Source organism: Curtobacterium aurantiacum, from assembly GCF_018598555.1.
In the GTDB taxonomy this organism is placed as follows: domain Bacteria; phylum Actinomycetota; class Actinomycetes; order Actinomycetales; family Microbacteriaceae; genus Curtobacterium; species Curtobacterium aurantiacum.
In genome coordinates, this window is sequence record NZ_JAHEWN010000003.1 from 55,546 (window position 1) to 79,166 (window position 23,621).

Here is a 23,621-nt window from a genome sequence, read left to right on the forward strand (position 1 = left end):
AACGCACGGCCCCACCCGTCACGGATACCACCCCCACAGCGGTACCCGTAGCCGACGACAGCGCTAGCGCTGCGCGTCGACGTCCTTGGCGAGCGTCCCCAGGTAGAGCTCGATGACCTTGGGGTCGTCAGCGAGTTCCTTCCCGGTGCCCGAGTACGCGTTCTTCCCCTGGTCGAGCACGTACCCACGATCGCAGATCTGCAGACAGCGTCGCGCGTTCTGCTCCACCATGATGATCGACACACCGGCCTTGTTGATCCGGCGCGTCCGCAGGAACGTCTCGTCCTGACGCACGGGGGAGAGTCCGGCGCTCGGCTCGTCGAGCAGCAGCACCTTGGGGTCCATCATCAGCGCTCGGGCCATCGCGACGGACTGCCGCTCACCACCCGAGAGCGATCCGGCCCGCTGGTTCCGCCGCTGCGCGAGGACCGGGAACAGGTCGTAGATGACCTCGAGCCGTTCGGCGAACTTCCGGGGCCGCAGGTACAGCCCCATCTGCAGGTTCTCCTCGATCGAGAGCGAGGGGAACACGTTGTTCGTCTGCGGCACGAAGCCGACGCCGGCCTGCACGAGCTTGTTCGCCTTGAGGTTCGTGATGTCGTCACCCTGCAGGGTCACCGAGCCTTCGCGGATGGACACGAGCCCGAACAACGCCTTGAGGAGCGTCGACTTGCCCGCACCGTTCGGGCCGATGATGCCGATGAGCTCGCCCGGGTAGCAGTCCAGGTCGCAGCCGTTCAGGATGTTCACGCCCGGCAGGTACCCGGCGACGAGGTTCTTCGCGCTGAGCACCGGCTCGCGATCGAGCGTGGCCGTCGTCGCCTCCGGCGTTCCCGGACTGGAGGCGCTGCTCGCGTTCGTGGGGTCCGTTGCGTCCGTCATCGGGTCGTCTCCTCTGCTGCGTCCTCTTCGGCGACTTCCTCCGCCAGTTCCTCGAAGGTCTCCTCGGTGAGGAGCGAGTCGTCACCCAGGTCGGTGTCGTGGTGCGCACCGAGGTAGGCGTCGATGACGGCCTGGTCGTCCATCACCGTGTCCGCCGGGCCCTCGGCGACGACCTTGCCCTCGGCCATCACGACCACCCAGTCCGAGATGTGCCGGACCATGTGCATGTCGTGCTCGACGAACAGCACGGTCATGCCGTCGTCGCGCAGGGACTGGATGTGCCCGAGCAGCGACTGGGTGAGCGCGGGATTCACGCCGGCCATCGGCTCGTCGAGCATGATCATCGTGGGATCGGACATCAGCGCGCGGGCCATCTCGAGCAGCTTCCGCTGCCCGCCGGACAGCGAGCCCGCGTAGTCGTCCGCCTTCGTGTCCAGCTTGAAGCGGGCGAGGAGGTCCTCGGCCTTCGCCGTGATCTCGCGCTCCCGCTTCGCCCACACCGGCTTCACCAGGGCGGCGAAGAAGTTCTCACCCGGCTGGTCGCGGGCACCGAGGAGCATGTTCTGCATCACGGTGAGCCGCGACAGCGCCTTGGTCAGCTGGAAGGTGCGGACCATGCCCTTGTTCGCGATGTGCGTCGCGCTCGTCTTCTGCAGCGTGTCGCCGTTGAACTGTGTCTTCGCACCGGAGCTCGGCTTGTCGAAGCCCGTGAGCAGGTTGAAGAAGGTCGTCTTGCCGGCGCCGTTCGGGCCGATGAGGGCCGTGATGGAGCCACGCTGGACCTCGAGGTGGTCGACGTCCACGGCGGTCATGCCACCGAAGCGCCGGGTCACGTCGTCGACGGTGAGGATCGGGTCGGCCTTGGGGTGGCCGTAGGTCTCAGACACTGAACGTCAGCTCCTTCTTGTTGCCGAGCAGGCCCTGTGGACGGAACACGATGAGCAGCATGAGCGCGACGCCGACGAGCACGTACGAGAACTGCTCGGCCTGCTGCGCGTTCATGATCGAGTCGGGGATGAAGTCGCCGGCGAGCGTGCGGACGAAGAGCCGGACGACGAAGAACAGCACCGCGCCGAGCACCGGTCCGAACACCGTCGCAGCACCACCGAGGATGAGCGCGGTCCAGATGAAGAACGTCATCGAACGGCCCATGGCGTCCGGTTGCACCGAACTCGGCAGCACGTAGATGATGCCCGCGATCGCACCGAGCGCCCCACCGAACACGAGCGCCTGCATCTTGTACGAGTAGACGTTCTTGCCGAGCGAGCGGACGGCGTCCTCGTCCTCGCGGATGGCCTTCACCACGCGGCCCCACGGACTGCGCATGAGCAGGAAGAGCACGAGGGTGAACAGGGCGACCATGGCCCACGCCGCGATGCGGATCCACCAGCCGTTGACACCGTTGTTGGCGTACGTGAACCACAGGATCGTGGTCGTGCCGTCGGGCAGCGGGCTGAGGGCGGTGAACGGGTCGCGGTAGCTCGACCCGGTGATGCCGTTCGAGCCACCCGTGGTCGTGGTGAGCAGGCTCGAGCGGCCCACCATGCGGATGATCTCGGCGCCGGAGATCGTGACGATCGCCAGGTAGTCGCCGCGCAACCGCAGGGTCGGGATGCCGAGGATGATCGCGAACACGATCGCGACGAGCAGGGCGATGAGCACGGCCATGACGAACGGCAGCCCGTTGGTGATCGAGATCGCGAAGCCGTAGGCGCCGAGCAGCAGGAACGCCGCCTGGCCCATGTTCACGAGCCCGGTGAGGCCGAAGTGCACGTTCAGGCCGATCGCGGCCAGGGCGAACGCCGCCGTGGTCGGGGCGAGTGCCTCCTGGGTGAGCGAGGACAGCAGGTTGAGGATGTAGTCCATGCGCGTGCTCCCTTAGCCGATCCGCTCGGCGCGGCCGAAGATGCCCTGCGGCCGGAACAGCAGGATGAGGATGAGGATGACGAGGGCGGTGGCGTACTTGAAGTCACCGGGGAGCACCAGGTTGGTGAGCTCCACGACGACGCCGATGATCAACGAGCCGACCAGGGCGCCGTACGCGGTGCCGAGACCACCGAGGGTGACCGAGGCGAACATGAGCAGGAGCAGCTGGAGCCCGGTCTGCCAGTTCACGCCGTTGAGGACGAGTCCGAGCATCACGCCGGACAGACCCGCGAGGCCCGCGGCGAGCGTCCACACGAACCGGATCACCCGGTCGACGTCGATGCCGGAGGCCGCGGCGAGCGCCGGGTTGTCCGAGACGGCGCGGGTGGCCCGACCGAAGCGGGTCTTCGCCAGGAAGAGCCCGGTCGCGACGAGGACGACGAGCGCGATCCCCATGGCGACGTAGGACTGCACCGTCAGGGTGACGCCGGCGAACCGCACGGTCTCCGGGTTGCCCTGCTGGATGCGGACCGTCGAGGCGCCGAAGAAGTACTGGAACGCGTACTGGGCGGCGATCGACAGACCGATCGTCACGATCATGAGCTGCGTGAGGCTGATGCGTCGGCGCCGGAGTGGCCGCCAGATCGCGGCGTCCTGCAGGTAGCCCGTCGCCGCGCAGAGCAGCGTGACCACGATCCCGGTGACCCAGATGTTCCACCCGAGCTGGTTCGCGAACACGTAGGCCAGCAGTCCGCCGAGGGTGACCTGCTCACCGTGCGAGAAACTCGACAGCCCCGTCGTGCCGTAGATGAGCGAGAGGCCGATGGAGGCCAGGGCGATGAGCAACCCGAGGCGGAGCCCCGAGGCGAACTGCTGCCAGGCCCGCTGTGCGCTGACGCCCGTCGAGTCCGTCGAGGTCGTCGCGCCCTTCTGGTCGGACAGCTGGAAGATCTGCCCGACGTTGGCGTTCAGCGTCGCCTGCACCTTGCGGTCGGCGTCGGCGGCGTTCGTCAGGTACTGCCCCTTCGGCAGGGTGCTCTGGTCGACGCTCACGGTGTACTCGCCGGCCTCGTCGACGCTGACCGACCAGCGGCCGGTGTCGTTCGTGGTGGCGGTCTCGTCGAAGCCGCCCGGGCCGGTGACGTCGACGTCGACGCCCTCGGCCGGTTCACGCTCGGAGTCGGTGATCGTGCCCTGGATGCACCCGTTGTCGGGGCTGACGGTGCACGCCTGACTGGTCGCCGGCGCCGACGTGGCGCTGAAGGCCGGCAGGGTGACCGCCCAGTCGATCAGGAAGGTCGCCAGGAACGCGGCGACGAGCACGGCCGCGAGGACCGGTCGACGTCGCGCGTGGCGGAGGCGGAACAGGCGCGGCTGCGCCCGTCCCGGAGGAGTGATGGATCCCACGGAAGAGCCTCTCGTTCGGATGACGAGGAACCTATGGGGATTTTGTGACACCCGTGTTTCCAACACGTTCCCTGTGTGATTCGTACCCGAACTGTGACGTTGTGGAGGAACGCTCGAGGCGGGCGCGATCCGTGCCTCCAGGCGGAATGCGGCGACAGCCGCTCGCGTTACCATGTCCTATCCGGAACCCGTCGTCGTGTTCCCGGTGTCTCGACACTTCACTCGCCCACGAAGGGGACCCATGGACCAGCCGGATCCGTTCGGATTCATCGGACTCACGTACGACGACGTCATGCTCCTGCCCGGGCACACCGACGTCATCCCGAGCGAGGCGTCCACGGCGTCCCGGCTCACCAAGCGGATCTCCGTCAACGTCCCGCTGCTCTCCGCGGCGATGGACACCGTCACCGAAGCCCGCATGGCCATCGCCATGGCGCGCCAGGGCGGCATCGGGATCCTGCACCGCAACCTGTCCATCGAGGACCAGGCGGCCTACGTCGACAAGGTCAAGCGCTCCGAGTCGGGCATGATCACCAACCCGGTGACCACCACCCCGGACGCCACCGTGGCCGAGGTCGACGCACTCTGCGGCCAGTTCCGCGTCTCCGGCCTGCCGGTCGTGGAGCAGGACGGCACCCTCGTCGGCATCATCACGAACCGCGACATGCGCTTCGTGGCCGCGTTCGAGCAGGCCACCACCTACGTGCGCGACGTGATGACCAAGGCACCGCTGATCACCGCGATGGAGGGCATCGACCCCGAAGAGGCGATCGCCATCTTCGCGCAGCACAAGATCGAGAAGCTGCCGCTGGTCGACGCCGAGGGCAAGCTCCGCGGCCTCATCACCGTCAAGGACTTCGACAAGAGCGAGCAGTACCCGGACGCGACCAAGGACGACGAGGGCCGGCTCCGCGTCGGTGCCGCGATCGGCTTCTTCGGGGACGCCTGGCAGCGCGCCGAGGCCCTGCGTGACGCGGGCGTCGACGTGCTCGTCGTCGACACCGCCAACGGCGAGAGCGAAGGCGTGCTCGACATGGTCCGCCGTCTGAAGGCCGACCCGTCGTTCGCCGCGATCGACGTCATCGGCGGCAACGTCGCCACCCGCGCGGGCGCCCAGGCGCTCATCGACGCCGGTGTGGACGCCGTCAAGGTCGGCGTCGGCCCGGGCTCCATCTGCACCACGCGCGTCGTCGCCGGTGTGGGTGTGCCGCAGGTGACCGCGGTGTACGAGGCCTCCCTCGCCGCACGCGAAGCCGGCGTTCCGATCATCGCCGACGGTGGTCTGCAGTACTCGGGCGACATCGCGAAGGCCCTGGTCGCCGGTGCCGACACGGTCATGCTCGGCTCGCTGCTGGCCGGCACCGACGAGTCCCCCGGTGACCTCGTGTTCGTGAACGGCAAGCAGTTCAAGGCGTACCGCGGCATGGGGTCCCTCGGGGCCCTGCAGACCCGCGGCAAGAAGACCTCGTACTCGAAGGACCGCTACTTCCAGGCCGACGTCCCGAACGACGACAAGCTCATCCCCGAGGGCATCGAGGGCCAGGTGCCCTACCGCGGCTCGGTCGGCAACGTCGTCTACCAGCTCACCGGTGGCCTGCGGCAGTCGATGTTCTACGTGGGCGGTCGCACCATCGCCGAGCTGAAGGCCCGTGGCAAGTTCGTCCGCATCACGGCAGCGGGGCTCAAGGAGTCCCACCCGCACGACGTCCAGATGGTCGTCGAGGCGCCGAACTACCGCAGCTGAGTCTGGTTCCTTCCGCAAGACGCCGTCGTGTCGTTGAGACGCCGCCGAATCCGGCGGCGTCTCGCCGATTTCCGGGCGTGGTGCGATGACGACGGCGTCTTGAGACTCCTCCACAACCGGCAACGGCCTGGAGGCTCTCCACCGGTCCGACATGCGAGTCACCTCGCGCGGTGGCCGCGTTCCATGCTGTGGGCATGAACGCGCTCGCCCAGACCGTCCTGGTCCGTGTCCCGTCGGACCTCCACGAGCCGGTGCGCCTGTTCCACGGAGCGGCCGTCGAGCGCCCGGAGTGGGAGGAGCTCTCACTCCTGGAACGCCGGCGCCTGTTCGTCCGCGCACGGTACGACTCCCTGCAGTCCGAGTGCGTCGTCTCGGGGACCTCGGCCGCGGCGCTCTGGGGCTTGCCCGACTTCGACGCGGCCGACTGGCGGTTGCACGTCATCGACGTCCGGCTCGACAAGACACACACCGGGCGGGGCGTCGTCCGTCACACCGGCCGGATCCGGAGCGACGAACGCGTCGTCATCGACGGGATCCCCACGACGTCCCTCGAGCGGACCGTCCTCGACATCGCACGTCGGCAGTCGTTCACCCACGCCGTCGTCGTCCTCGACCACGTGCTCCGGTTCGACCTGCTCCGCCGCGAAGGACTCGCCGGCGCACTCGACGCACTCGGGCGCGTGCGCGGATGTCGGCAGGCTGCCGCGGCGATCGCCTTCGCCGATTCCCGTGCCGAATCGCCCGGGGAGTCGATCAGCCGGGTCACCGCCCGTGACCTCGGGGTTCCTGCTCCGGAGCTGCAGCGCGGGTTCGAGACATCGCGGGGCCGGTTCAGGACGGACTTCTGGTGGCCCGACGCCGGCGTGATCGGGGAGTTCGACGGTCGCCTGAAGTACGACGACGCAGGGGCGCTCTGGGACGAGAAGGTCCGGGAGGACGCGCTCCGACGACTGCCCGGGGTACGCGGGTTCGCGCGCTGGACGGTGCGGGAGGCCACCGATGCCCGGTCGCTGGCCGCGGTGCTGTCGGCCGCGGGTCTCCCGGTCCTCCGTGCAGCACAATCCGCGGGACCGACAGGGCTCCGAGCATGAGGGCAGAAGACGCCGTCGTGTCCGCCGCACGCCGCCGAGTGCGCGAGACGCCGCCGAATTCGGAGGCGTCTCGCTGTCACCGCGGCGTCAGAACAACACGACGGCGTCCTCGAGCCGACAGCCGACCGCCACACCGCCGCACCGCCGCACCGGACGCAGGCGCGCCGACGGGTCAGGCGGAGCGCCAGTCGTTCGACGTGATGTGCGAGCCGCCGTGCGGCCCCATCTGCAGCATCCCGCCGTCCACCGGCAGGGACACCCCCGTGATGTACGACGACGCCCGCGAGGCCAGGAACGCCACCGCGGCCGCGATCTCCCACGCGTTCCCCGGACGGCCGAGCGGCACCCCGGGTCGGTCGATCGTGTGCGGGTCCTCGTCCTCGGCTCCCGTCATCCGCGTGGCGATCTCGCCGGGGGCGACGGCGTTCACCGTGATGCCGTGCTCGGCGAGCTCGATCGCCATCGTCTTCAGCAGACCACCGAGCCCGTGCTTCGCGGCGTCGTACGCGCTCGAGCCGTAGCGCGGCTGGTGCTCGTGCACGCTCGTGATGCCGATGATCCGGCCGCCGGTGCCGGCCTGCGCCATGTGCTTCGCGGCGGCCTGCATCGTGACGAAGGCACCGTCGAGGTCGGTCGACACCGTGTGGCGCCACTGGTCGAGGGTCATCTCGAGGAACGGGGCGTTGTCGCCGGTTCCGGCGTCGGCGACGAAGACGTCGACGCCGCCGAGCTGGGAGACCAGCCGGTCGATCACCGAAGCCGCACCCGCGAGATCGGAGACGTCGATCTGTTCGACGAAGGCGCGGCGGCCGGTCTTCCGGACCTCCTCGGCGGTCTCCTCGGCGCGGTGCGGCTCGGACAGGTAGGTGATGCCGACGTCCATGCCGGCTTCGGCGAGCGCGACGGCGGTCGCACGGCCGATCCCGGATTCGGAGCCGGTGAGGATGGCTTTGGTGGGCTGGAAGTCGCTCATGCGGCGGAACGTACGCCGGGCCTCCCGGGTGCCCTGCCGGACCATCCGCCTGGCGCAGGCAGCGCTGCGACCCGGCCAGGCACCGAACGCGCCGATCCCTGTCCCCACGCACAGGAACGTCACGGCTCGGTAACGAAACACATTTGCGTACCGCCCCGTCACACGGGCGAAACACATGGACCCTACGTTTCTCGACATCCAGTGGAGGCGTCGCATTCACCCGAAGCGGCACAGCCTCCGCGCAGAGAAAGGGCTCCACGGATGATCAGAACCACCCGTGCCACCGCGGCACTGGCGTTGGCGGGCGCAGCAGCCGTCCTCCTCGCCGCGTGTTCCACCACCGGCAGTGCTTCCCCCTCGAGCTCGGCGTCGAGCGATGCGAAGAAGGATCCCGCCGCCAGCTGCAAGGCCCCGGACACCCCTGGTACGGACGCGCTGAAGATCGGCACGATCCTGCCCCTGACCGGTTCGCTGGCCTACCTCAACCCGCCGGCCGAGTCCGGTGTCGGCCTGGCCGTCAAGGACATCAACGCCGCGGGCGGCGTCCTCGACAAGGACGTCACGATCGACCCGGCGACCGACTCCGGTGACAGCAACGACATGACCGTGTCGAGCTCCGCCGCGACGAAGCTCGTCAACGCGAAGGTCCCGGTCGCGATCGGCGCCGAGTCCTCGTCCGTCACGCTGAACGTCATCGACCAGCTGACGAGCAACTGCATCGTCGAGATCTCGCCCGCGAACACCGCGACCGACCTCTCCGGCTACTCGTCGTACTACTACCGGACCGCACCGCCGGACTCGGTGCAGGGTTCCGCGCTCGGCCAGCTCGTGACCGGCGACGGCAACGCCAAGGTCGCCTTCCTGGTCTTCAACGACACGTACGGCACCGGCCTCCGCAACTCGGTGCAGTCCGCGGTCGAGGCCTCGGGCGGCCAGGTCGTCTACGGCGGCAAGGGCGAGGGCCAGGAGTTCCCGCCCGGACAGACCACGTTCTCGTCCGAGGTGACCGCGGCGCTGGCCGCGAAGCCCGACGCGATCGTCGTCCTCGCCTTCGACGAGACGAAGTCGATCATCCCGGAGCTCGTCTCGCAGGGCAACGAGGCGAAGATCTACATGTCCGACGGCAACACCGCGGACTACTCGAAGGACTTCGACAAGGGCACCCTGACCGGCGCCCAGGGCACCATCCCCGGTGCGTCGCCGAAGGACGACTTCAAGAAGCAGCTCGCCGCCTTCTACAAGGACTCGTCGGGCAAGACGCTCGCCGACTACTCGTACGCGGCTGAGTCGTACGACGCCACGATCCTCGCCGCCCTGGCCGCGGTGAAGGGCAAGGGCACCGACTCGGGCACGATCCAGGCCAACATGGCTGCCGTGTCGGGTGCGGACGGCGGCACCGAGTGCGCCACCTTCAAGGAGTGCAAGACGATGCTCGACGACGGTGAGGACATCCACTACACCGGCCCGTCCGGCATCGGTCCGTTCGACGAGAACAACGACCCGTCGGCCGCCTACATCGGCATCTACAAGTTCGACGGCGACAACAAGCCCGTCTACCAGAGCGCCATCCAGGGTGCGGTGAAGAAGTAGGGCACAGCCCGGCACCGCTCGCGAAAGCGACAGTCCCCCACGGAACCTCCGTGGGGGACTGTCGCTTTCGCGTCGGTGACCGGGACGACCTGGAGGCCCGTGGCGCGTCCGTCAGACCGGCTCGACCGGGGTGGGTGCGAGCGCCCGGCGACGGGACGCCCGCGCCGCGGCGAACGAGTCCGCCGTCAGCACCACGAGCGCGAGCCACACGATGCCGAAGCCGAACCACCGGCCGGCCGACATCTCCTCGTGCTGCACCAGGACGCCGACGAGCAGCTGCATCACGGGCGCCAGGTACTGGGTCAGCCCGAGGGTCGACAGGCTCACCCGGCGTGCCGAGGACGCGAAGAGCAGCAGCGGCACCGCCGTCGCCGGCCCGGTCAGCACGGTGACGACGACGTGCCCCCAGCCCTCGCTCGTGAACGTCACGCCGCCCCCGAGCCCGGTCACGCCGAGCACCACCAGTGCCACGACCGCGATCGGCAGCAGCCACACGGTCTCGATCGTCAGCCCGCTCAGGGCGTCCACGGTGCCGCCGACGCGCTTCTTCACCAGACCGTACGCACCGAACGAGAACGCCAGTGCGAGCGCGACCCACGGGATCTGGCCGTACCCGACGGCGATGACGACGACCGCCACCACGCTCAGGCCGACAGCGGCCCACTGCGCCGGACGCAGGCGTTCGCGCAGGACCAGGACGCCGAGCGCGATCGTGACGAGCGGGTTGATGAAGTAGCCGAGCGCCGCCTCGACGGTGTGGCCGGTCGTCGTCGCGAGGACGTACACGGTCCAGTTCACCAGGATCAGGACGGCGGCGAGGCCCATCACGAGCATCACGCGGCGCTGGGCCATCAGTGTGCGGGTCCGGAGCCACGACCGGGTGAGGGCGATGGCGACCGCGCAGAACACCAGGCCGAACACGATCCGCCACGACACGATCTCGAACGCCGCCGCCGGTGCCATGGCCGCGAAGAGCAGGGGCATGAGTCCCCAGAGCCCGTACGCCACGATGGCCTGCACCACGCCGACGGATGCCTCGCTGCGGACGGGTCGAGCCGGACTCGGTTCACTCACGGAACCATCCTAGGAACGACCACCGACCCGTGGGACGCGCACCGGGACTCCAGGCGGGGTGGAAGCGGGCTGACCAGGACCGGAGCACCCGGGCGACCGGCCCCGGACGCACGAACGCCCCGTCGGCCCGAAGGCCGGACGGGGCGTCCGTGGTGAGTACTCGACTCAGTGAACGATGACCGCGAGGACGTCGCGGGCCGACAGGACCAGCAGGTCCTCGCCCGAGTACTTGACCTCGGTTCCGCCGTACTTGGAGTAGATGACCTTGTCGCCAACGGCGACGTCGAGCGGGACGCGGTTGCCGTTGTCGTCGATCCGACCCGGACCCACGGCGACGACCTCGCCCTCCTGGGGCTTCTCCTTCGCGGTGTCGGGGATGACCAGACCGGAAGCGGTGGTCTGCTCCGCCTCGACCTGGCGGATGACGATGCGATCCTCGAGCGGCTTGATGCTGACGGCCACGGTGACCTCTTCTTTCTCGGTACGGACTCGGTACAGATGAAAACCGGGTTGGCACTTCGCACAGGAGAGTGCCAACGCCAACTCTAGGGGGCCTCTGGCACTCGGTCAATCCGAGTGCCAGCACATCCGGAGAACACGCAGCACCTGCGAGGATCGACGCATGGACGCCGCCGAACTCACCGCACTGCTGACCACGGACGGGATGGCCCTGCTCGACCGTACCCCGGGTGTCTCCGACGGCGGCGAGATCGTCCGCGTGGTGTCCCAGCTGCGCGCCGAGGGACACGATCCCCGGCTGGTCGCAGCCGTGCTGACCCAGGCGAAGCTGCGGCTGAAGGCCCGCGGCAAGTTCGGTGACTTCGCGTCCCGGATGCTCTTCACCGAAGCCGGGCTCGAGCAGGCGACCCGGCTGCAGGTCGCGGCGCAGCACGCCGGACGCTTCGCCGCCGCCGGCATCACCCGGGTCGCCGACCTCGGCTGCGGCATCGGCGGGGACGCGATGGCGATGGCCGCGCTCGACCTCGACGTCACCGCGGTCGACCGTGACGAGGTCACCGCGGCCGTCGCGACGCACAACCTGGCGCTGTGGCCGAACGCGCGCGTGGAGCTCGGCGATGCCGCGTCCTTCGACGTCTCCTCGGTGGACGGCGTCTGGATGGATCCGGCCCGACGCACCTCCGGGCACTCGGACACCCGCCGGCTCGCCGACCCGGACGACTGGTCCCCCTCGCTCGACACCGTGTTCGCAACCGCGACGACGACCCCGACGGGCGTCAAGCTCGGGCCGGGCATCGACCGCGACCTGATCCCGGACACGGCCGAGGCGCAGTGGACGTCCGTCGACCGCGAGGTCGTCGAGCTCGCCCTGTGGTTCGGGCCCCTCGCCCGCCCCGGGATCCGCCGCGCGGCCACCGTCATCGGCGCGCACGGCATCGCCGAGATGACGGGAGCGGCCGACGCCGACGACGCCGAGGTCGGACCGCTCGGCGACTACCTGTACGAGCCCGACGGCGCCGTGATCCGCGCCCGGCTGATCGGCGACCTGGCTCGGGGCCTCGACGGGCACATGCTCTCCGACGGCATCGCCTACGTCACGTCCGACCGCGCCGTCGCCACGCCCTTCGCGCAGGGCTTCCGCGTGCTCGACACCATGCCGCTCGACGTCAAGCGGTTGTCGGCACGGCTCGCCGCCGACGGCATCGGCACCGTCGAGATCAAGAAGCGCGGCGTCGACGTCGACCCGGCGCAGTTCCGCAAGCGGCTGCGGTTGCGCGGGTCGGGTCGCGTCACGCTCGTGCTCACCCGCCTGGAGGGACGCCACACGGCGATCCTGTGCGAGCGGCTCGCCGACGCGGTCGGCTGACGGTCGGGGGCCGCGAGCGGTCCCGCGTGAGCGTCAGCGTCAGTTGACGAAGGCGCCGGAGTTCGAGCTGTAGTCGGAGTAGTCCGAGTACCCCGACGAGTTCGCGATCGAGATCCACACCAGGGCGACGATCAGGATGAACAGCCCCGTCATGATCCAGCCACCGATGATGCCGGCCAGGGCGAGCCCACGGCCGCCCTCACCGGTCCGCTTGATCTTGCCGAGGGCGACGTGGCCCATGATGGCGCCGGCCGGGCTCGTCAGGATGATGATCGGCCAGACGATGATGCCGCCGAACGCGAAGACGATCGACAGGATCGACAGCACGTTCGTCTTCGGCCGCTGCGCGTAGGGCTGGTACGTGTACGGGTTCGACGCGTAGGGCTGCTGCTGCGGCTGCGCGTACGGGTTCTGCTGCTGGCCGTACGGGTTCTGCGGGGCGCCGTAGGCGTTCTGCTGCGGAGCGGCGTACGGGTTCTGCTGCTGCGGCTGGCCGTACGCGTTCTGCTGCTGCTGCTGCGCACCGTAGGGGTTCTGCTGCTGCGGAGCGCCGTACGGGTTCGACGGCTGCGCGCCGTACGCGTTCTGCTGCTGCGGAGCGCCGTAGGGGTTCTGCTGCTGGGGAGAACCGTACGGGTCCTGCTGCTGGCCGTACGGGTTCGACGGCTGCTGCTGGCCGTACGGGTGCTGAGGCGCTTCCGGTGCTGACGGGGCCTGCGGTGCGTCAGGAGCCTGCGGTGCGTCCGGGGCGGGCGTGCCGTCGGGCTGTCCGTCGGCGCCTCCGTTCGGCGTCTCGCCCGGCTTCGGCCACTCGTTCTGATCGGACACCGTCCACCCCTCTCGGGCGTCCGGTCTCTCCGACGCCCGTGTGAATCCTCCCACAGGCTCCCGAAGAAGGACCGGGGCCGACCGGGTCAGACCTGGACGGTCGTCACCGGCAGGGTGGAGTCCGCGGCGATGCCGAGGTCGCTCGGGGCGTGCCCCTCGGCGACCAGGCGCGCCCCGACGGCGGCGATCATCGCGCCGTTGTCGGTGCACAGGTCGAACGGCGGGATCCGCAGCCGCACCCCGGCGGCGGCGCAGCGTTCCTCGGCGACCTGGCGCAGCCGGGCGTTCGCGACGACACCACCGCCGAGCAGCAGCCGATCGACGCCGGTGTCGCGGCAGGCGTTCAGCGCCTTGGTCAGCAGGACGTCGACGACGGCCTCGCGGAAGCTCGCGGCGACGTCGGCCACGGGCACCTCGCGCCCCTCGTCGCGGCAGCGTTCGACCCACCGCGCGACGGCGGTCTTGAGTCCCGAGAACGAGAAGTCGTACCGGTGCGCCGCCATGTCCTTCGGCAGCGTCAGTCCCCGGGGGAACCGGATCGCCGTCGGGTCGCCCTCGGCCGCGGCACGGTCGATCTGCGGCCCGCCGGGGTACGGCAGCCCGAGCAACCGGGCGACCTTGTCGAAGGCCTCGCCCGCCGCGTCGTCGATCGTCTCGCCGAGCAGTTCGACGTCGCCGACCAGGTCGCGCACCAGCAGCAGTGACGTGTGGCCGCCGGAGACCAGCAGCGCGATCGTCGGCAGCTCGATCTCGCTGCCGTCCTCGCGCAGCACGTCGGCGCCGACGTGCCCGACCAGGTGGTTCACGCCGTACAGGGGCTTGCCCGTGGCCACGGCGAGCGCCTTCGCGGCTCCCACCCCGACCATGAGCGCCCCCGCCAGGCCCGGCCCGGCGGTCACCGCGACGGCGTCGAGTTCGTCGAGGGTGACGCCGGCACGCTCGAGCGCCTCGTGCAGCGTCGGGGTCATCGCCTCCAGGTGGGCCCGTGCGGCGACCTCGGGCACGACCCCGCCGTAGCGCGCGTGCTCGTCCATGCTCGAGGCGATCACGTTCGCCAGCAGGGTGCTCCCCCGCACGATGCCGACGCCCGTCTCGTCGCAGCTCGTCTCGATGCCGAGCACCAGTGGTTCAGTCGCGCTCACCGAGGGCCTCCTGTCCGATGGGTCCGACGCCCGACGACCGCTCGACGTCCGGGCCGGGCAGCTCCGCCCGCATCACCCACGCGTCGACGCCGTCCGGCTGGTAGTAGCGGGGACGCGTCGCGATGTGCTCGAACCCGAACGCGGTGTACATCGCCTGCGCCACGGGGTTGTCCGCGCGCACCTCGAGGAAGACCTCGCGCACACCGCGGCGTCGTGCCTCGTCGAGCAGCTCCGTGAACAGGACCCGACCGAGCCCCTTGCCGCGCTGGTCCGCCGCGACCGCGATGGTCTGCACGTCGGCCACCGGGTTGCCTGCGAGCGACGAGAGCCCGGCGTAGCCGACGACGAGCGGCGCGGACGTGTCGTCGACCGTCTCGATCAGGATGTAGTACCCGTGCGGCGAGTACAGCTCGCCCGACATCTGCGACGCCGACCAGGCGTCCGTCGGGAACGAGACGTGCTCGAGCCACATGATGTCGTCGAGGTCCTGCGGGTGGGCCCGCCGCAGGCGGAGCCCGTCCGGCAGGGTCACTGCTTCACCCGCTTCGGCGCACCCGGCACGGTGACGTCGGGGTCGCGCAGGTACAGGGGGGTGTCCGCATCGAACGCCGTGCCGGACGCGAGCCGGTCCGCGGCGAGCGCACCGAGCCTCCAGGCTGGGATGGACAGGGCCGTCACGCGGTCCCAGCCGACCGCTCCGGACCGGGAGGCGCGGATCGCCTCGTCGAGATCGGCGGGCTTGGCGAGTCCGGGGCCGGCCACGCGGACGCCGTCGGCGTCGTAGGCGCTCCAGTAGACCTCGCGGCGGCGGGCGTCCGTGAGGACGACGAACGGGCCGGCGAGGCCGTCGGCCCGCTGGTCGGCGGCCACGGCGTCGTGGCTGACGAGGGGCAGGACGGGGACGCCGCGGGCTGCGGCGAAGGTGCGGGCGGCGGCGATGCCGACGCGCAGGCCGGTGAAGGGGCCGGGGCCCGTGCCCGTGACGACGCCGGTGACGTCCGCGGCGGTGATGCCGGCCTCGGTGAGGACCTCGGCGAGGAACGGGCCGATGACCTCGGCGTGCCGGCGACTGTCCTCGGTGTCCCGGGTCGCGAGGGCCCGGCCGGTGGCCGGGTCGACGACGGCGACGGAGGTCCCGGCGGAGGTGTCGATCGCGAGCAGCACCCGTCCATCGTAGGCGGGTCGTCCGGTGCTTCCGGGCCGCTCAGTGCTCGTGGTCGCCCACGATGCGGTGCCGGACCACGTCGACGGCCGACGCGACCGCACGCTCCCGGACCGCGCTGTCGTCGGACTCGGACTCGTGCACGAACGCGGTGATGCCTCGCCGAGCCCCGCAGAAGTCGACGATCCCGTGCACGACCTGCGTCTGGAGGGCCTCGCCGTACCCGTGGCGCTCGTAGACACCGGCGTCGTCACCGGCGATCGGCACCAGGTGCACGGTCAGGCGGTCGAGGTTCCGACGCATGCCGCCCTCGAGTCCGACGTCGAACGCCCAGCCGTTCACGAAGACCCGGTCGATCCACCCCTTGAGCAGTGCGGGCATCGACCACCACCAGACGGGGAACACGAGCACGAGGTCGGTGGCACGGTCGATCCGCTGCTGCTCGGCCACCACGTCGGGCGGGGTGTCCGCCCCGGTGCGGTACGTCTGCCGGTCGGCGAGGGTGAACCGTGGGTCGAAGCCCTCGGCGGCGAGGTCGGCCAGTTCCGTGGAACCCGACGGCAGGGCGTCGCGCAGCCGGTGCGCGACGTGGTGCGTCAGCGAATCGGGGTCGGGGTGGGCGGTCACGATGAGAGTCGGCACACCCCATCTTCGCGAGACCGGCTGGGTGGCACCGGATCGGTCAGAGGGCTGCCAGGTCGCGGGACCACGCGACCTCGTGCTCCAGCTGCCCGGTCCTGCCGAACAGTCGGACCTGGTGGGTGTCCGGCAGCGCGGCGGCCAGGGCGTCACGGTCGGCAGGGGTGAAGCCGAGCGACTGCCAGAACGGACCGGACCGGCGCGAGAACAGCCACGCACGCTCGGCACCGCCCTCTGCCGCGCGGTCGATCGCGAACCGCGCGAGGCGGGTGCCGCCCCCGGCCCCGCGGTGCTGCGGCGCAACGGCCACGCTGCGGACGAGGACGTGCACACCGTCGGCACTCGTCTCGTACCCGGTGCTGCCGACCACGCTGCCGTCGTCGTCGCGGTCGACCCACAGCCGCACGGTCGGTGCGTCGAGACCAGCCAGGGTCAGGTCCGCCTCGACGAGGAACGCACGGAGCGCCCCGACGTCGTCGGCACCGATGGGCTGGAGGGTCAGAGGGTCACGCCCGCCCAGCGCGGACCGGTCGCGGTGACGACGACGCGGCGGGGTTCGTCGGGGACGTCGTCCGGGTCGGTGTCGTCGGCGTCCGGGTCGGCCTCGTCGGCACCGGTGGCGCGGGTGATCGCGACGTCGAGCACGCTGTCGCTGATGTCGTCGACCATGCCGCGGCCCCACTCGACGACGACGATCGCGGCGTCCCAGTCGAGGTCGAGGTCGTCGAGCTCGACCGGGTCGGACAGGCGGTAGGCGTCGACGTGCACCAGGTCCGGGCCGGCCGTGGTGGGGTGCGTCCGGGCGAGCACGAAGGTCGGACTGGACACCTGCCCCCGAGCGCCGAGTGCGGCGCCGAGGCCCCGGGTCATGGTGGTCTTGCCGGCACCGAGCGGCCCCGTCAGCACGACGAGGTCGCCGGCACGCAGCACGGCGGCCAGCCGGGCGCCCAGCTCCCCCATGGCCTCGGTGCTGTCGACGGTCGTGTCGAGCAGGACGTGAGCCGACCCGGTCACGGCCGTTCGCCCCGCAGGTAGGCGCCGACCCGACCCTCGACCTCGTGTCCCTCGTAGACCCGGGGCACGCGGGCCCCGATCCGGCAGACGATCTCCTCGCCGATGGTGTCGAGGGACCGGCCCCAGTCGAGCACGGTCATCTCGTCGTGCTCGCCGGTCCCGAAGAGCACGACGGTGTCGCCGGTCTGCACGTCGTCGTCACCGACGTCCACCAGGAACTGGTCCATCGCCACACGGCCGGCGATCGGGTAGCGCTTGCCGCGGATCGCGACCTCGATGCGGCCCTGTGCCAGACGCGGGACCCCGTCGGCGTACCCGACGGGCACGAGTGCGAGGGTCGTCTCGGTCGCGGTCCGGTACGTGTAGTCGTACGAGACACCGGTGTCGACGGGGACGCGTTTCGTCTTCGCGACCGAGGCGGTCAGCGTCATCACCGGCTCGAGCCCGAGGTCGGCCGCCGAGACGCCGTCGGCCCCGGGGATACCGAACAGGTTCGCTCCCATCCGGACCATGTCCTTGCGGAACTCCTTGCGCTCGAGCCCGGCGAGCGACGCGGCGACGTGCTCCATCGGGACGTCGAGCCCGAGGTCCTCGGCGATCTCGACCGCGGCGTCGAACACGGCGACCGCGGCGCTGTCCTCGTCGTCGGAGGACTCCGCCAGGTGGGTGTACGCGGCGACGACCTCGATGCGGCCGTTCCGCTGGGCATCCCGGGCGAGCTCGACGAGCGCCGGCCAGTCCGCCGGGGTGGCGCCGTCGCGGTGCAGGCCGGAGTCGACGCCCAGGTGCACACGGGCCGGACGTTGGTCGACGGCCTCGACGATGCGCTGCAGCTCGGCGACGTTCGAGACGCCGAGGTCGACGGCCGAGTCGATGGCATCGCGGAAGTCGAGGTCGGGGTCGTGCTGCCAGGTGAACAGGTGGACGTCCTCGCCGACGCCGATCGAGCGCAGGCGCAGGGCGGCGGGGACCGTCAGCACACCGATCCAGCGGATGCCGGCGTCCACCGCGGCGAGCGCGATCGGTTCGAGGCCGTGCCCGTAGGCGTCGGCCTTCATGATCGCCATGACGGCGACCGGGTCCATCCACTCGCGGACCAGGTCGAGGTTGGCGCGGTAGGCATCGAGGTCGATGCGCGCCTGACGCAGCGGAGCCGAGCTCACGTCGTCCTCCGTTCCACGCTGCGGCCGATGCGGGCGACCACCTCGTAGTTGATCGTGCCGACGGCGTCGGCCCAGTCCTCGACGGCGGGGTCGCCGTTCGCGGGGTCGCCCCACAGCACCGCCTCGTCGCCGACCTGCACGTCGGCGTCACCGATGTCGACGTGCATGGCGTTCATGGCGACCCGGCCGACCACCGGGAACAGCCGGTCGCCGATGCGGACCGAGACCCGGTTGCCGAAGTCACGGTCGAAGCCGTCCGCGTAGCCGAGGCCGATCACGGCGAGACGGGTCTCCGTCTCGGTACGCCAGGTGTAGCCGTAGGAGACGCCCTCGCCCGCGCCGACCGGCACGGTGCGCAGGACGGCGGCGGTGACCCGCATCGCCGGGCGCAGCCCGAGGTCGGCCGAGGTACGGCCGTCGAAGGGGCTCAACCCGTACAGTGCGAGCCCGACACGGGACAGGTCATGGCGGGTCTCCGGCACGGCGATGCTCGCGGCACTCGCGGCGAGGTGCACCACGTCCGGCACGATGCCGTTCGCGGCGAGGCCGTCCAGCGCCCGCTGCAGTGCGGCGTCCTGGTCGAGGTCGTCGGTGCGCGACGCGTTCGACAGGTGGGACATGAGCCCCTCGACCCGGGTGCGGTTGCCACCACGGGCCAGGGCGCCGGCCGTCGCGAAGAGCTCGGCCCACTCGGACTCGACCGCGCCGTTGCGGCTCAGGCCCGTGTCGACGCACAGGTGCACGGCGCGGACGTCGGAGTCGGCGGCCGCGGAGAGCTGCTCGACGCTCGACACCGCCGGAGTGATGTCGAACTGCGCTGCGCGGCGGAAGTCCTCGTCGGGGGCGTGGAGCCAGGCGAGGATCCGGACGCCCTCGTCGATGCCGCCCTGACGGAGCGCGACGGCCTCGTCGATGTCGGCGACCCCGAGCCACTCGGCCCCGGCGTCGACGAACGCCTGTGCGGCGTCGAGTGCTCCGTGGCCGTAGGCGTTCGCCTTGACGACAGCGATGACCCCGGCCGGGGCGACCCGGTCGGCGATCGTCGCGTAGTTCTCGATCAGGGCTCCGCGATCGACCGTGATGCCGGTGAACGCACTCACTGGACCGTTCCTTCCAGGACCACGTCTGTTCCTTCCAGGACCACGAACGCGGTCGCGATCCCTCCATCATGCGAGAGCGACAGGTGCACCGCCGTGACGCCACGCGCATCCGCCACCTGCCGTGCGCCCTGGTGCAACGTCAGCGACGGGTTGCGCTGGTCGTCCGACACGACCTCGAGGTCCTGCCAGCTGAGCCCGGCACTCGACCCGAAGGCCTTGATCAGGGCTTCCTTGGCCGCGAACCGAGCCGCGAGGGACGCGATCGGCCGGGGTTCGCCCTCGCGGACCTGCTCGGACGGCGTGAACAGCCGCGCCCGCATCGCCGGCGTGCGCGACAGCACCCGTTCGAACCGCTCCAGGTCGACCACGTCGACCCCGATGCCGATGATCACCGTTCGACTACTCGACGGTGACCGACTTCGCGAGGTTGCGTGGCTGGTCGACGTCGAGGCCCTTGGCCGCGGCGAGTTCCATGCCGAACATGTGCAGCGGTGCCACGGCCAGCAGCGGCTCGAACAGCGGCGTCGCGAGCGGGATCCGCAGGACCTCGTCGGCGAAGGGCAGCACCGCGGCGTCGCCCTCTTCCGCGATCGCGATCACCCGGGCTCCGCGGGCGCGGATCTCCTGGATGTTCGAGACGACCTTCGGGTGCAGCGACCGCGGGTCACGCGGCGACGGCACGATCACGAAGACGATCTGGCCCGGCTCGATCAGCGCGATCGGACCGTGCTTGAGCTCACCGGCGGCGAAGCCTTCTGCGTGGATGTACGCGAGCTCCTTGAGCTTCAGCGCACCCTCGAGCGCGATGGGGTACCCGACGTGGCGGCCGAGGAACAGCACGCTCCGGGTGTCCGCCATCCAGCGGGCGAGGTCCTTGATGCCCGCAGCGTCGTCGATGGTCTGCTGCAGCTTCGGCGCGAGCCCCTCGAGCTCGGCGACCTGCTCCGCGATCTGCTCTGTGGTGAGCGTGCCGCGCAGCGTCGCCAGGTGCAGTCCGAGCAGGTACAGCGCGACGCCCTGGGCGATGAACGCCTTGGTCGACGCGACGGCGACCTCGGGACCGGCGTGCGTGTAGATGACCGCGTCGGACTCGCGCGGGATGGTGGCGCCCTGGGTGTTGCAGATCGACAGGACCTGCGCGCCCTGCTCGCGGGCGTACTTGACGGCCATGAGCGTGTCCATGGTCTCGCCGGACTGGCTGATCGAGACGACCAGGGTGCGCTCGTTCAGCACCGGGTCGCGGTAGCGGAACTCGTGGGCGAGCTCGACCTCGACCGGGACGCGTGCCCACTGCTCGATGGCGTACTTGCCGAGGATGCCGGCGTAGGCCGCGGTGCCGCAGGCGATCACGATGACCCGGTCGACGGTCGCCAGGCGCTCGGCGATCGGGTCGAGGTCGGTCAGGGTGACGGCGCCGTCGTGGACGCGGCCGAGGATCGTCTTCGCGACGGCCTCGGGTTCCTCGCTGATCTCCTTCGCCATGAACGAGCTCCAGCCGCCCTTGTCGGCGGCGGAGGCGTCCCAGTTCACCTCGAACTCGCTCGGCGTGGCAGGGGTGCCGTCGAAGTGGATGACGTCGACGCCGTCGGGACGGATCGTGGCGATCTCGTCCTGCCCGATCGACAGCGCGCGCTGCGTGTAGGCGACGAACGCGGCGACGTCCGAGCCCATGAAGTTCTCGCCGTCGCCCAGTCCGACCACGAGGGGCGAGTTGCGACGGGCGCCGACGACGACGCCGGGCTGGTCGGCGTGCACGACGAGGAGCGTGAACGCCCCTTCGAGCCGCTGCACGGCCTGCTGCATGGCGGCGGTCAGGTCACCGGTCTCGCGGAAGGCCCGTCCGACCAGGTGCGCGGCGACCTCGGAGTCCGTCTCGCTGCGGAACTCGGTGCCCTCGGCCTGCAGCTCGGCGCGGAGCTCGGAGAAGTTCTCGATGATGCCGTTGTGGATGAGGGCGAGCTTGTCGCCGTCGGCCAGGTGCGGGTGGGCGTTGCCGTCGGTCGGCCCGCCGTGGGTCGCCCAGCGGGTGTGCCCGATGCCGGTCGTGCCGTCCGGGATCGGCGACGACTCGAGCTCGTCGACGAGGGCCTGGAGCTTGCCCGCCTTCTTGGCCGAGACGAGGTCTCCGGCGGGGTCGACGACGGCGATGCCCGCCGAGTCGTACCCGCGGTACTCGAGACGACGGAGACCACCGAGGAGGACGTCCTGGCTGCTGTTGCTGCCGACGTAGCCGACGATTCCACACATGGAACCGATCCTACGGTCTGCCTGGACGCCGACCCTGCGAAGCGACCGAGGGGAACGAATCGAGCACAATCGGGAGCTTTCTGCGGGATACGTTAGACAAGCGTAGAGTCTTCTCGATGCACGCCGCACTGAACCCGTACTCGCCAGGCGCCGGCCTGCGCCCCCCGGAGCTGGTCGGGCGCGACGCCGAGATCGAGGCGTTCGACCTCGTCGTGGCACGGTCGCGGCGCGCGCTCGGAACGCGCAGCATGATCCTCCACGGGCTGCGTGGGGTCGGGAAGACCGTCCTCCTGAACCAGTTCCGCATGCAGGCTGACGCCGCGGAGTGGTTGGTCGTCGACGTCGAAGGACAGACGAGCGTGTCCGGCCGCGAGGGTGCTCGACGGAGGCTCGCGCGAGAGATCGCGCTCGCAGCACGTCGCCTCGCCCGCGGCCGCTCGGTCAGCGCAGCCGTGCAGCGCGCGCTCGGCACGGTCACGTCGTTCGGTGTGCACTTCGGGAACATCGGCTTCGACCTGGGGTTCTCCGCCGTCGAGGGTCGCGCGGACTCCGGCGTCATCGAGATCGACCTCGAGGAACTCGTCGAGGACCTCGCCCCTGCGCTGCGGGAGCAGAACCGGGCGCTCGCACTCTTCATCGACGAGGTCCAGGACCTCGACATCGAGTTGCTCTCCGCGCTGTTGTCCGTCCAGCACCGGGCCGGACAACGTGGCTGGCCGTTCGTGATGGTCGGGGCCGGTCTGCCGAACGTACCGGCCAAGCTGACGGCGGCCCGGTCCTACGCCGAGCGCCTCTTCGACTACCGGGAGATCGGGTCGCTCCCGTCGGGAGCAGCCGCTGACGCACTCACGGTTCCGGCCGCCCGCTCCGGGGTGGCTTTCGACGCCGCCGCGCTCGATCTCCTCATCGATGCCTCGGGCGGGTACCCGTACTACCTCCAGACCTACGGGGCGGCGGCGTGGGACCTCGCGGCCGACCGACGGATCACCCACGATGACGCAGCAGCCGCCGTCGACCGCGGTAACGCAGAACTCGACAGCGGTTTCTTCCCGGCCCGCTGGGACCGTGCCACACCCGCAGAGCGGCAGTACCTCGTGGCGATGTCCGACGACTCGGCCGGCGTCTCCGGGACTGCCGTCGTGGCATCGCGCCTCGGTGCGGAACCGAAGGGGACCAGCCCGGCACGACAGGGACTGATCGAGAAGGGCATCATCTACGCTCCCGAGCGTGGCAAGGTGGCGTTCACGGTGCCGAACATGGGCGAGTTCGTCCGCCGTCAGGCCGATCTCGACATCGTGGACTAGCGTCCGGGCCATGGGACGCTTCGACGACATCGCCATCACCACGCTGCACGGCGAGGACACCACGTTCGGCGCCTACGCCGACAAGGCCGTCCTGGTCGTGAACGTCGCGTCCCGGTGCGGCCTCGCCCCGCAGTACGAGCAGCTCGAAGCCCTGCAGAAGCAGTACGGCCCCCGCGGGTTCACGGTGCTGGGCTTCCCGAGCAACCAGTTCCTGCAGGAGCTCGGCTCGTCCGAGGCGATCGACGAGTACTGCTCGACCACGTGGGGTGTGACGTTCCCGATGTCCGAGAAGGTCAAGGTCAACGGCAAGAGCGCTCACCCGCTCTACCAGGCCCTCAAGGAGACCCCGGACGCCGACGGCAAGGCCGGCCGGGTCGCGTGGAACTTCGAGAAGTTCCTCGTCGCCCCCGACGGCACCGTCACGCGCTTCCGTCCCACCACGAAGCCGGACGCCCCCGAGGTCGTCGCCGCCATCGAGGCGGCCCTCCCCGCCTGACGCGCCGCGTCCTGCCGGACGCGCACCGAGCACTGGCCGGGAGGCCCGGGGCACGTGAGCGGACCGGCTCACGT

General features: G+C 70.4%; 24 protein-coding genes. 6 read left to right on the top strand and 18 right to left on the bottom strand.

Annotated elements, in window-relative coordinates; genetic code table 11:
* Positions 1–63: 63 nt before the first annotated feature.
* The 4 genes from KK087_RS03790 to KK087_RS03805 are packed head-to-tail and all read right to left on the bottom strand — an operon-like array spanning position 64 to position 4,071.
* A complete protein-coding gene (locus KK087_RS03790) occupies positions 64–882 on the bottom strand; it encodes an ABC transporter ATP-binding protein (protein ID WP_214529379.1) in 819 nt (272 codons plus the stop codon).
* Positions 879–1,769, bottom strand: coding sequence for an ABC transporter ATP-binding protein (locus KK087_RS03795; protein WP_214529381.1), 891 nt, complete (start codon positions 1,767–1,769; stop codon positions 879–881). Before KK087_RS03795 ends, KK087_RS03790 begins: the two co-directional genes overlap by 4 nt.
* The gene (locus KK087_RS03800; protein WP_214543335.1) at positions 1,762–2,748 is read right to left on the bottom strand and encodes a branched-chain amino acid ABC transporter permease; all 987 of its coding nucleotides are present in this window, start codon (positions 2,746–2,748) and stop codon (positions 1,762–1,764) included. The genes KK087_RS03795 and KK087_RS03800 overlap by 8 nt, the downstream gene beginning before the upstream one ends.
* A 12-nt stretch (positions 2,749–2,760) precedes the next feature.
* A complete protein-coding gene (locus tag KK087_RS03805; protein WP_214564403.1) occupies positions 2,761–4,071 on the bottom strand; it encodes a branched-chain amino acid ABC transporter permease in 1,311 nt (436 codons plus the stop codon).
* Between the two features lie 325 nt (positions 4,072–4,396).
* Here KK087_RS03805 and guaB point away from each other — a divergent pair, with 325 nt between their 5' ends.
* Both guaB and KK087_RS03815 read left to right on the top strand, forming a co-directional pair.
* Positions 4,397–5,899, top strand: a complete 1,503-nt coding sequence (guaB, locus tag KK087_RS03810) for an IMP dehydrogenase (RefSeq protein ID WP_214529385.1) — start codon at positions 4,397–4,399, stop codon at positions 5,897–5,899.
* A gap of 194 nt (positions 5,900–6,093) precedes the next feature.
* Positions 6,094–6,990, top strand: coding sequence for a hypothetical protein (locus KK087_RS03815; protein WP_214564272.1), 897 nt, complete (start codon positions 6,094–6,096; stop codon positions 6,988–6,990).
* Between the two features lie 172 nt (positions 6,991–7,162).
* On the opposite strand, the gene KK087_RS03820 is transcribed toward KK087_RS03815, so the two are convergent.
* Positions 7,163–7,963, bottom strand: coding sequence for an SDR family oxidoreductase (locus KK087_RS03820; RefSeq protein ID WP_214564273.1), 801 nt, complete (start codon positions 7,961–7,963; stop codon positions 7,163–7,165).
* A 261-nt stretch (positions 7,964–8,224) separates the two neighbouring features.
* Between KK087_RS03820 and KK087_RS03825 the strand changes: the two genes are divergently transcribed.
* On the top strand, positions 8,225–9,553 hold the full coding sequence (locus KK087_RS03825) for an ABC transporter substrate-binding protein (protein WP_214529390.1): 1,329 nt from the start codon (positions 8,225–8,227) through the stop codon (positions 9,551–9,553).
* A gap of 111 nt (positions 9,554–9,664) precedes the next feature.
* On the opposite strand, the gene rarD is transcribed toward KK087_RS03825, so the two are convergent.
* The gene (rarD, locus tag KK087_RS03830; RefSeq protein WP_214564274.1) at positions 9,665–10,627 is read right to left on the bottom strand and encodes an EamA family transporter RarD; all 963 of its coding nucleotides are present in this window, start codon (positions 10,625–10,627) and stop codon (positions 9,665–9,667) included.
* 165 nt (positions 10,628–10,792) lie between these two features.
* Entirely contained in the window at positions 10,793–11,089 is a 297-nt protein-coding gene (gene groES / locus KK087_RS03835) for a co-chaperone GroES (protein ID WP_017885484.1), read from the bottom strand.
* 160 nt (positions 11,090–11,249) lie between these two features.
* On the opposite strand from groES, the gene KK087_RS03840 reads away from it, so the two are divergent.
* Entirely contained in the window at positions 11,250–12,452 is a 1,203-nt protein-coding gene (locus KK087_RS03840; RefSeq protein WP_214564275.1) for a class I SAM-dependent methyltransferase, read from the top strand.
* 39 nt (positions 12,453–12,491) lie between these two features.
* On the opposite strand, the gene KK087_RS17810 is transcribed toward KK087_RS03840, so the two are convergent.
* From KK087_RS17810 to glmS, 11 genes are all read right to left on the bottom strand, one after another.
* Positions 12,492–13,280: a DUF4190 domain-containing protein gene (locus KK087_RS17810; protein WP_214564276.1), complete on the bottom strand. Its 789-nt coding sequence runs from the start codon at positions 13,278–13,280 to the stop codon at positions 12,492–12,494.
* Between the two features lie 86 nt (positions 13,281–13,366).
* Positions 13,367–14,422, bottom strand: a complete 1,056-nt coding sequence (gene tsaD, locus KK087_RS03850) for a tRNA (adenosine(37)-N6)-threonylcarbamoyltransferase complex transferase subunit TsaD (protein WP_111023300.1) — start codon at positions 14,420–14,422, stop codon at positions 13,367–13,369.
* Positions 14,409–14,954: a ribosomal protein S18-alanine N-acetyltransferase gene (gene rimI, locus KK087_RS03855; RefSeq protein ID WP_214564277.1), complete on the bottom strand. Its 546-nt coding sequence runs from the start codon at positions 14,952–14,954 to the stop codon at positions 14,409–14,411. The genes tsaD and rimI overlap by 14 nt, the downstream gene beginning before the upstream one ends.
* Positions 14,951–15,586: a tRNA (adenosine(37)-N6)-threonylcarbamoyltransferase complex dimerization subunit type 1 TsaB gene (tsaB, locus tag KK087_RS03860; protein ID WP_214564278.1), complete on the bottom strand. Its 636-nt coding sequence runs from the start codon at positions 15,584–15,586 to the stop codon at positions 14,951–14,953. Before tsaB ends, rimI begins: the two co-directional genes overlap by 4 nt.
* Positions 15,587–15,626: 40 nt before the next feature.
* Entirely contained in the window at positions 15,627–16,226 is a 600-nt protein-coding gene (locus KK087_RS03865) for an NAD(P)H-dependent oxidoreductase (protein WP_214564279.1), read from the bottom strand.
* A gap of 40 nt (positions 16,227–16,266) precedes the next feature.
* Positions 16,267–16,629 (bottom strand): GNAT family N-acetyltransferase, encoded by a 363-nt coding sequence (locus KK087_RS03870; RefSeq protein ID WP_307859967.1) that lies wholly within the window; start codon positions 16,627–16,629, stop codon positions 16,267–16,269.
* A gap of 92 nt (positions 16,630–16,721) precedes the next feature.
* On the bottom strand, positions 16,722–17,237 hold the full coding sequence (tsaE, locus tag KK087_RS03875) for a tRNA (adenosine(37)-N6)-threonylcarbamoyltransferase complex ATPase subunit type 1 TsaE (protein WP_307859968.1): 516 nt from the start codon (positions 17,235–17,237) through the stop codon (positions 16,722–16,724).
* A complete protein-coding gene (gene alr / locus KK087_RS03880) occupies positions 17,234–18,400 on the bottom strand; it encodes an alanine racemase (protein ID WP_214564280.1) in 1,167 nt (388 codons plus the stop codon). Before alr (KK087_RS03880) ends, tsaE begins: the two co-directional genes overlap by 4 nt.
* Positions 18,397–19,500, bottom strand: coding sequence for an alanine racemase (gene alr / locus KK087_RS03885; protein WP_214564281.1), 1,104 nt, complete (start codon positions 19,498–19,500; stop codon positions 18,397–18,399). The genes alr (KK087_RS03880) and alr (KK087_RS03885) overlap by 4 nt, the downstream gene beginning before the upstream one ends.
* Positions 19,497–19,892, bottom strand: a complete 396-nt coding sequence (locus tag KK087_RS03890) for a holo-ACP synthase (protein WP_214543346.1) — start codon at positions 19,890–19,892, stop codon at positions 19,497–19,499. Before KK087_RS03890 ends, alr (KK087_RS03885) begins: the two co-directional genes overlap by 4 nt.
* Positions 19,893–19,899: 7 nt before the next feature.
* Positions 19,900–21,747 carry a glutamine--fructose-6-phosphate transaminase (isomerizing) gene (gene glmS / locus KK087_RS03895; protein WP_214543347.1) on the bottom strand — a complete coding sequence of 616 codons (1,848 nt, stop codon included), beginning with the start codon at positions 21,745–21,747 and terminating at the stop codon, positions 19,900–19,902.
* A gap of 116 nt (positions 21,748–21,863) precedes the next feature.
* On the opposite strand from glmS, the gene KK087_RS03900 reads away from it, so the two are divergent.
* Positions 21,864–23,051: an ATP-binding protein gene (locus KK087_RS03900; RefSeq protein WP_214529413.1), complete on the top strand. Its 1,188-nt coding sequence runs from the start codon at positions 21,864–21,866 to the stop codon at positions 23,049–23,051.
* Between the two features lie 10 nt (positions 23,052–23,061).
* Positions 23,062–23,547, top strand: a complete 486-nt coding sequence (locus KK087_RS03905) for a glutathione peroxidase (protein WP_071245463.1) — start codon at positions 23,062–23,064, stop codon at positions 23,545–23,547.
* The last annotated feature ends 74 nt before the right edge of the window (positions 23,548–23,621 follow it).

Bases quoted from the DNA above. Each gene is read 5' to 3' on its own strand.
- KK087_RS03825 (WP_214529390.1), top strand. From the start codon at position 8,225: ATGATCAGAACCACCCGTGCCACCGCGGCACTGGCGTTGGCGGGCGCA.
- KK087_RS03790 (WP_214529379.1), bottom strand. From the start codon at position 882: ATGACGGACGCAACGGACCCCACGAACGCGAGCAGCGCCTCCAGTCCG.
- KK087_RS03840 (WP_214564275.1), top strand. From the start codon at position 11,250: ATGGACGCCGCCGAACTCACCGCACTGCTGACCACGGACGGGATGGCC.
- KK087_RS03815 (WP_214564272.1), top strand. From the start codon at position 6,094: ATGAACGCGCTCGCCCAGACCGTCCTGGTCCGTGTCCCGTCGGACCTC.
- KK087_RS03820 (WP_214564273.1), bottom strand. From the start codon at position 7,963: ATGAGCGACTTCCAGCCCACCAAAGCCATCCTCACCGGCTCCGAATCC.
- KK087_RS03905 (WP_071245463.1), top strand. From the start codon at position 23,062: ATGGGACGCTTCGACGACATCGCCATCACCACGCTGCACGGCGAGGAC.
- KK087_RS03900 (WP_214529413.1), top strand. From the start codon at position 21,864: ATGCACGCCGCACTGAACCCGTACTCGCCAGGCGCCGGCCTGCGCCCC.
- guaB (WP_214529385.1), top strand. From the start codon at position 4,397: ATGGACCAGCCGGATCCGTTCGGATTCATCGGACTCACGTACGACGAC.
- KK087_RS03800 (WP_214543335.1), bottom strand. From the start codon at position 2,748: ATGGACTACATCCTCAACCTGCTGTCCTCGCTCACCCAGGAGGCACTC.
- glmS (WP_214543347.1), bottom strand. From the start codon at position 21,747: ATGTGTGGAATCGTCGGCTACGTCGGCAGCAACAGCAGCCAGGACGTC.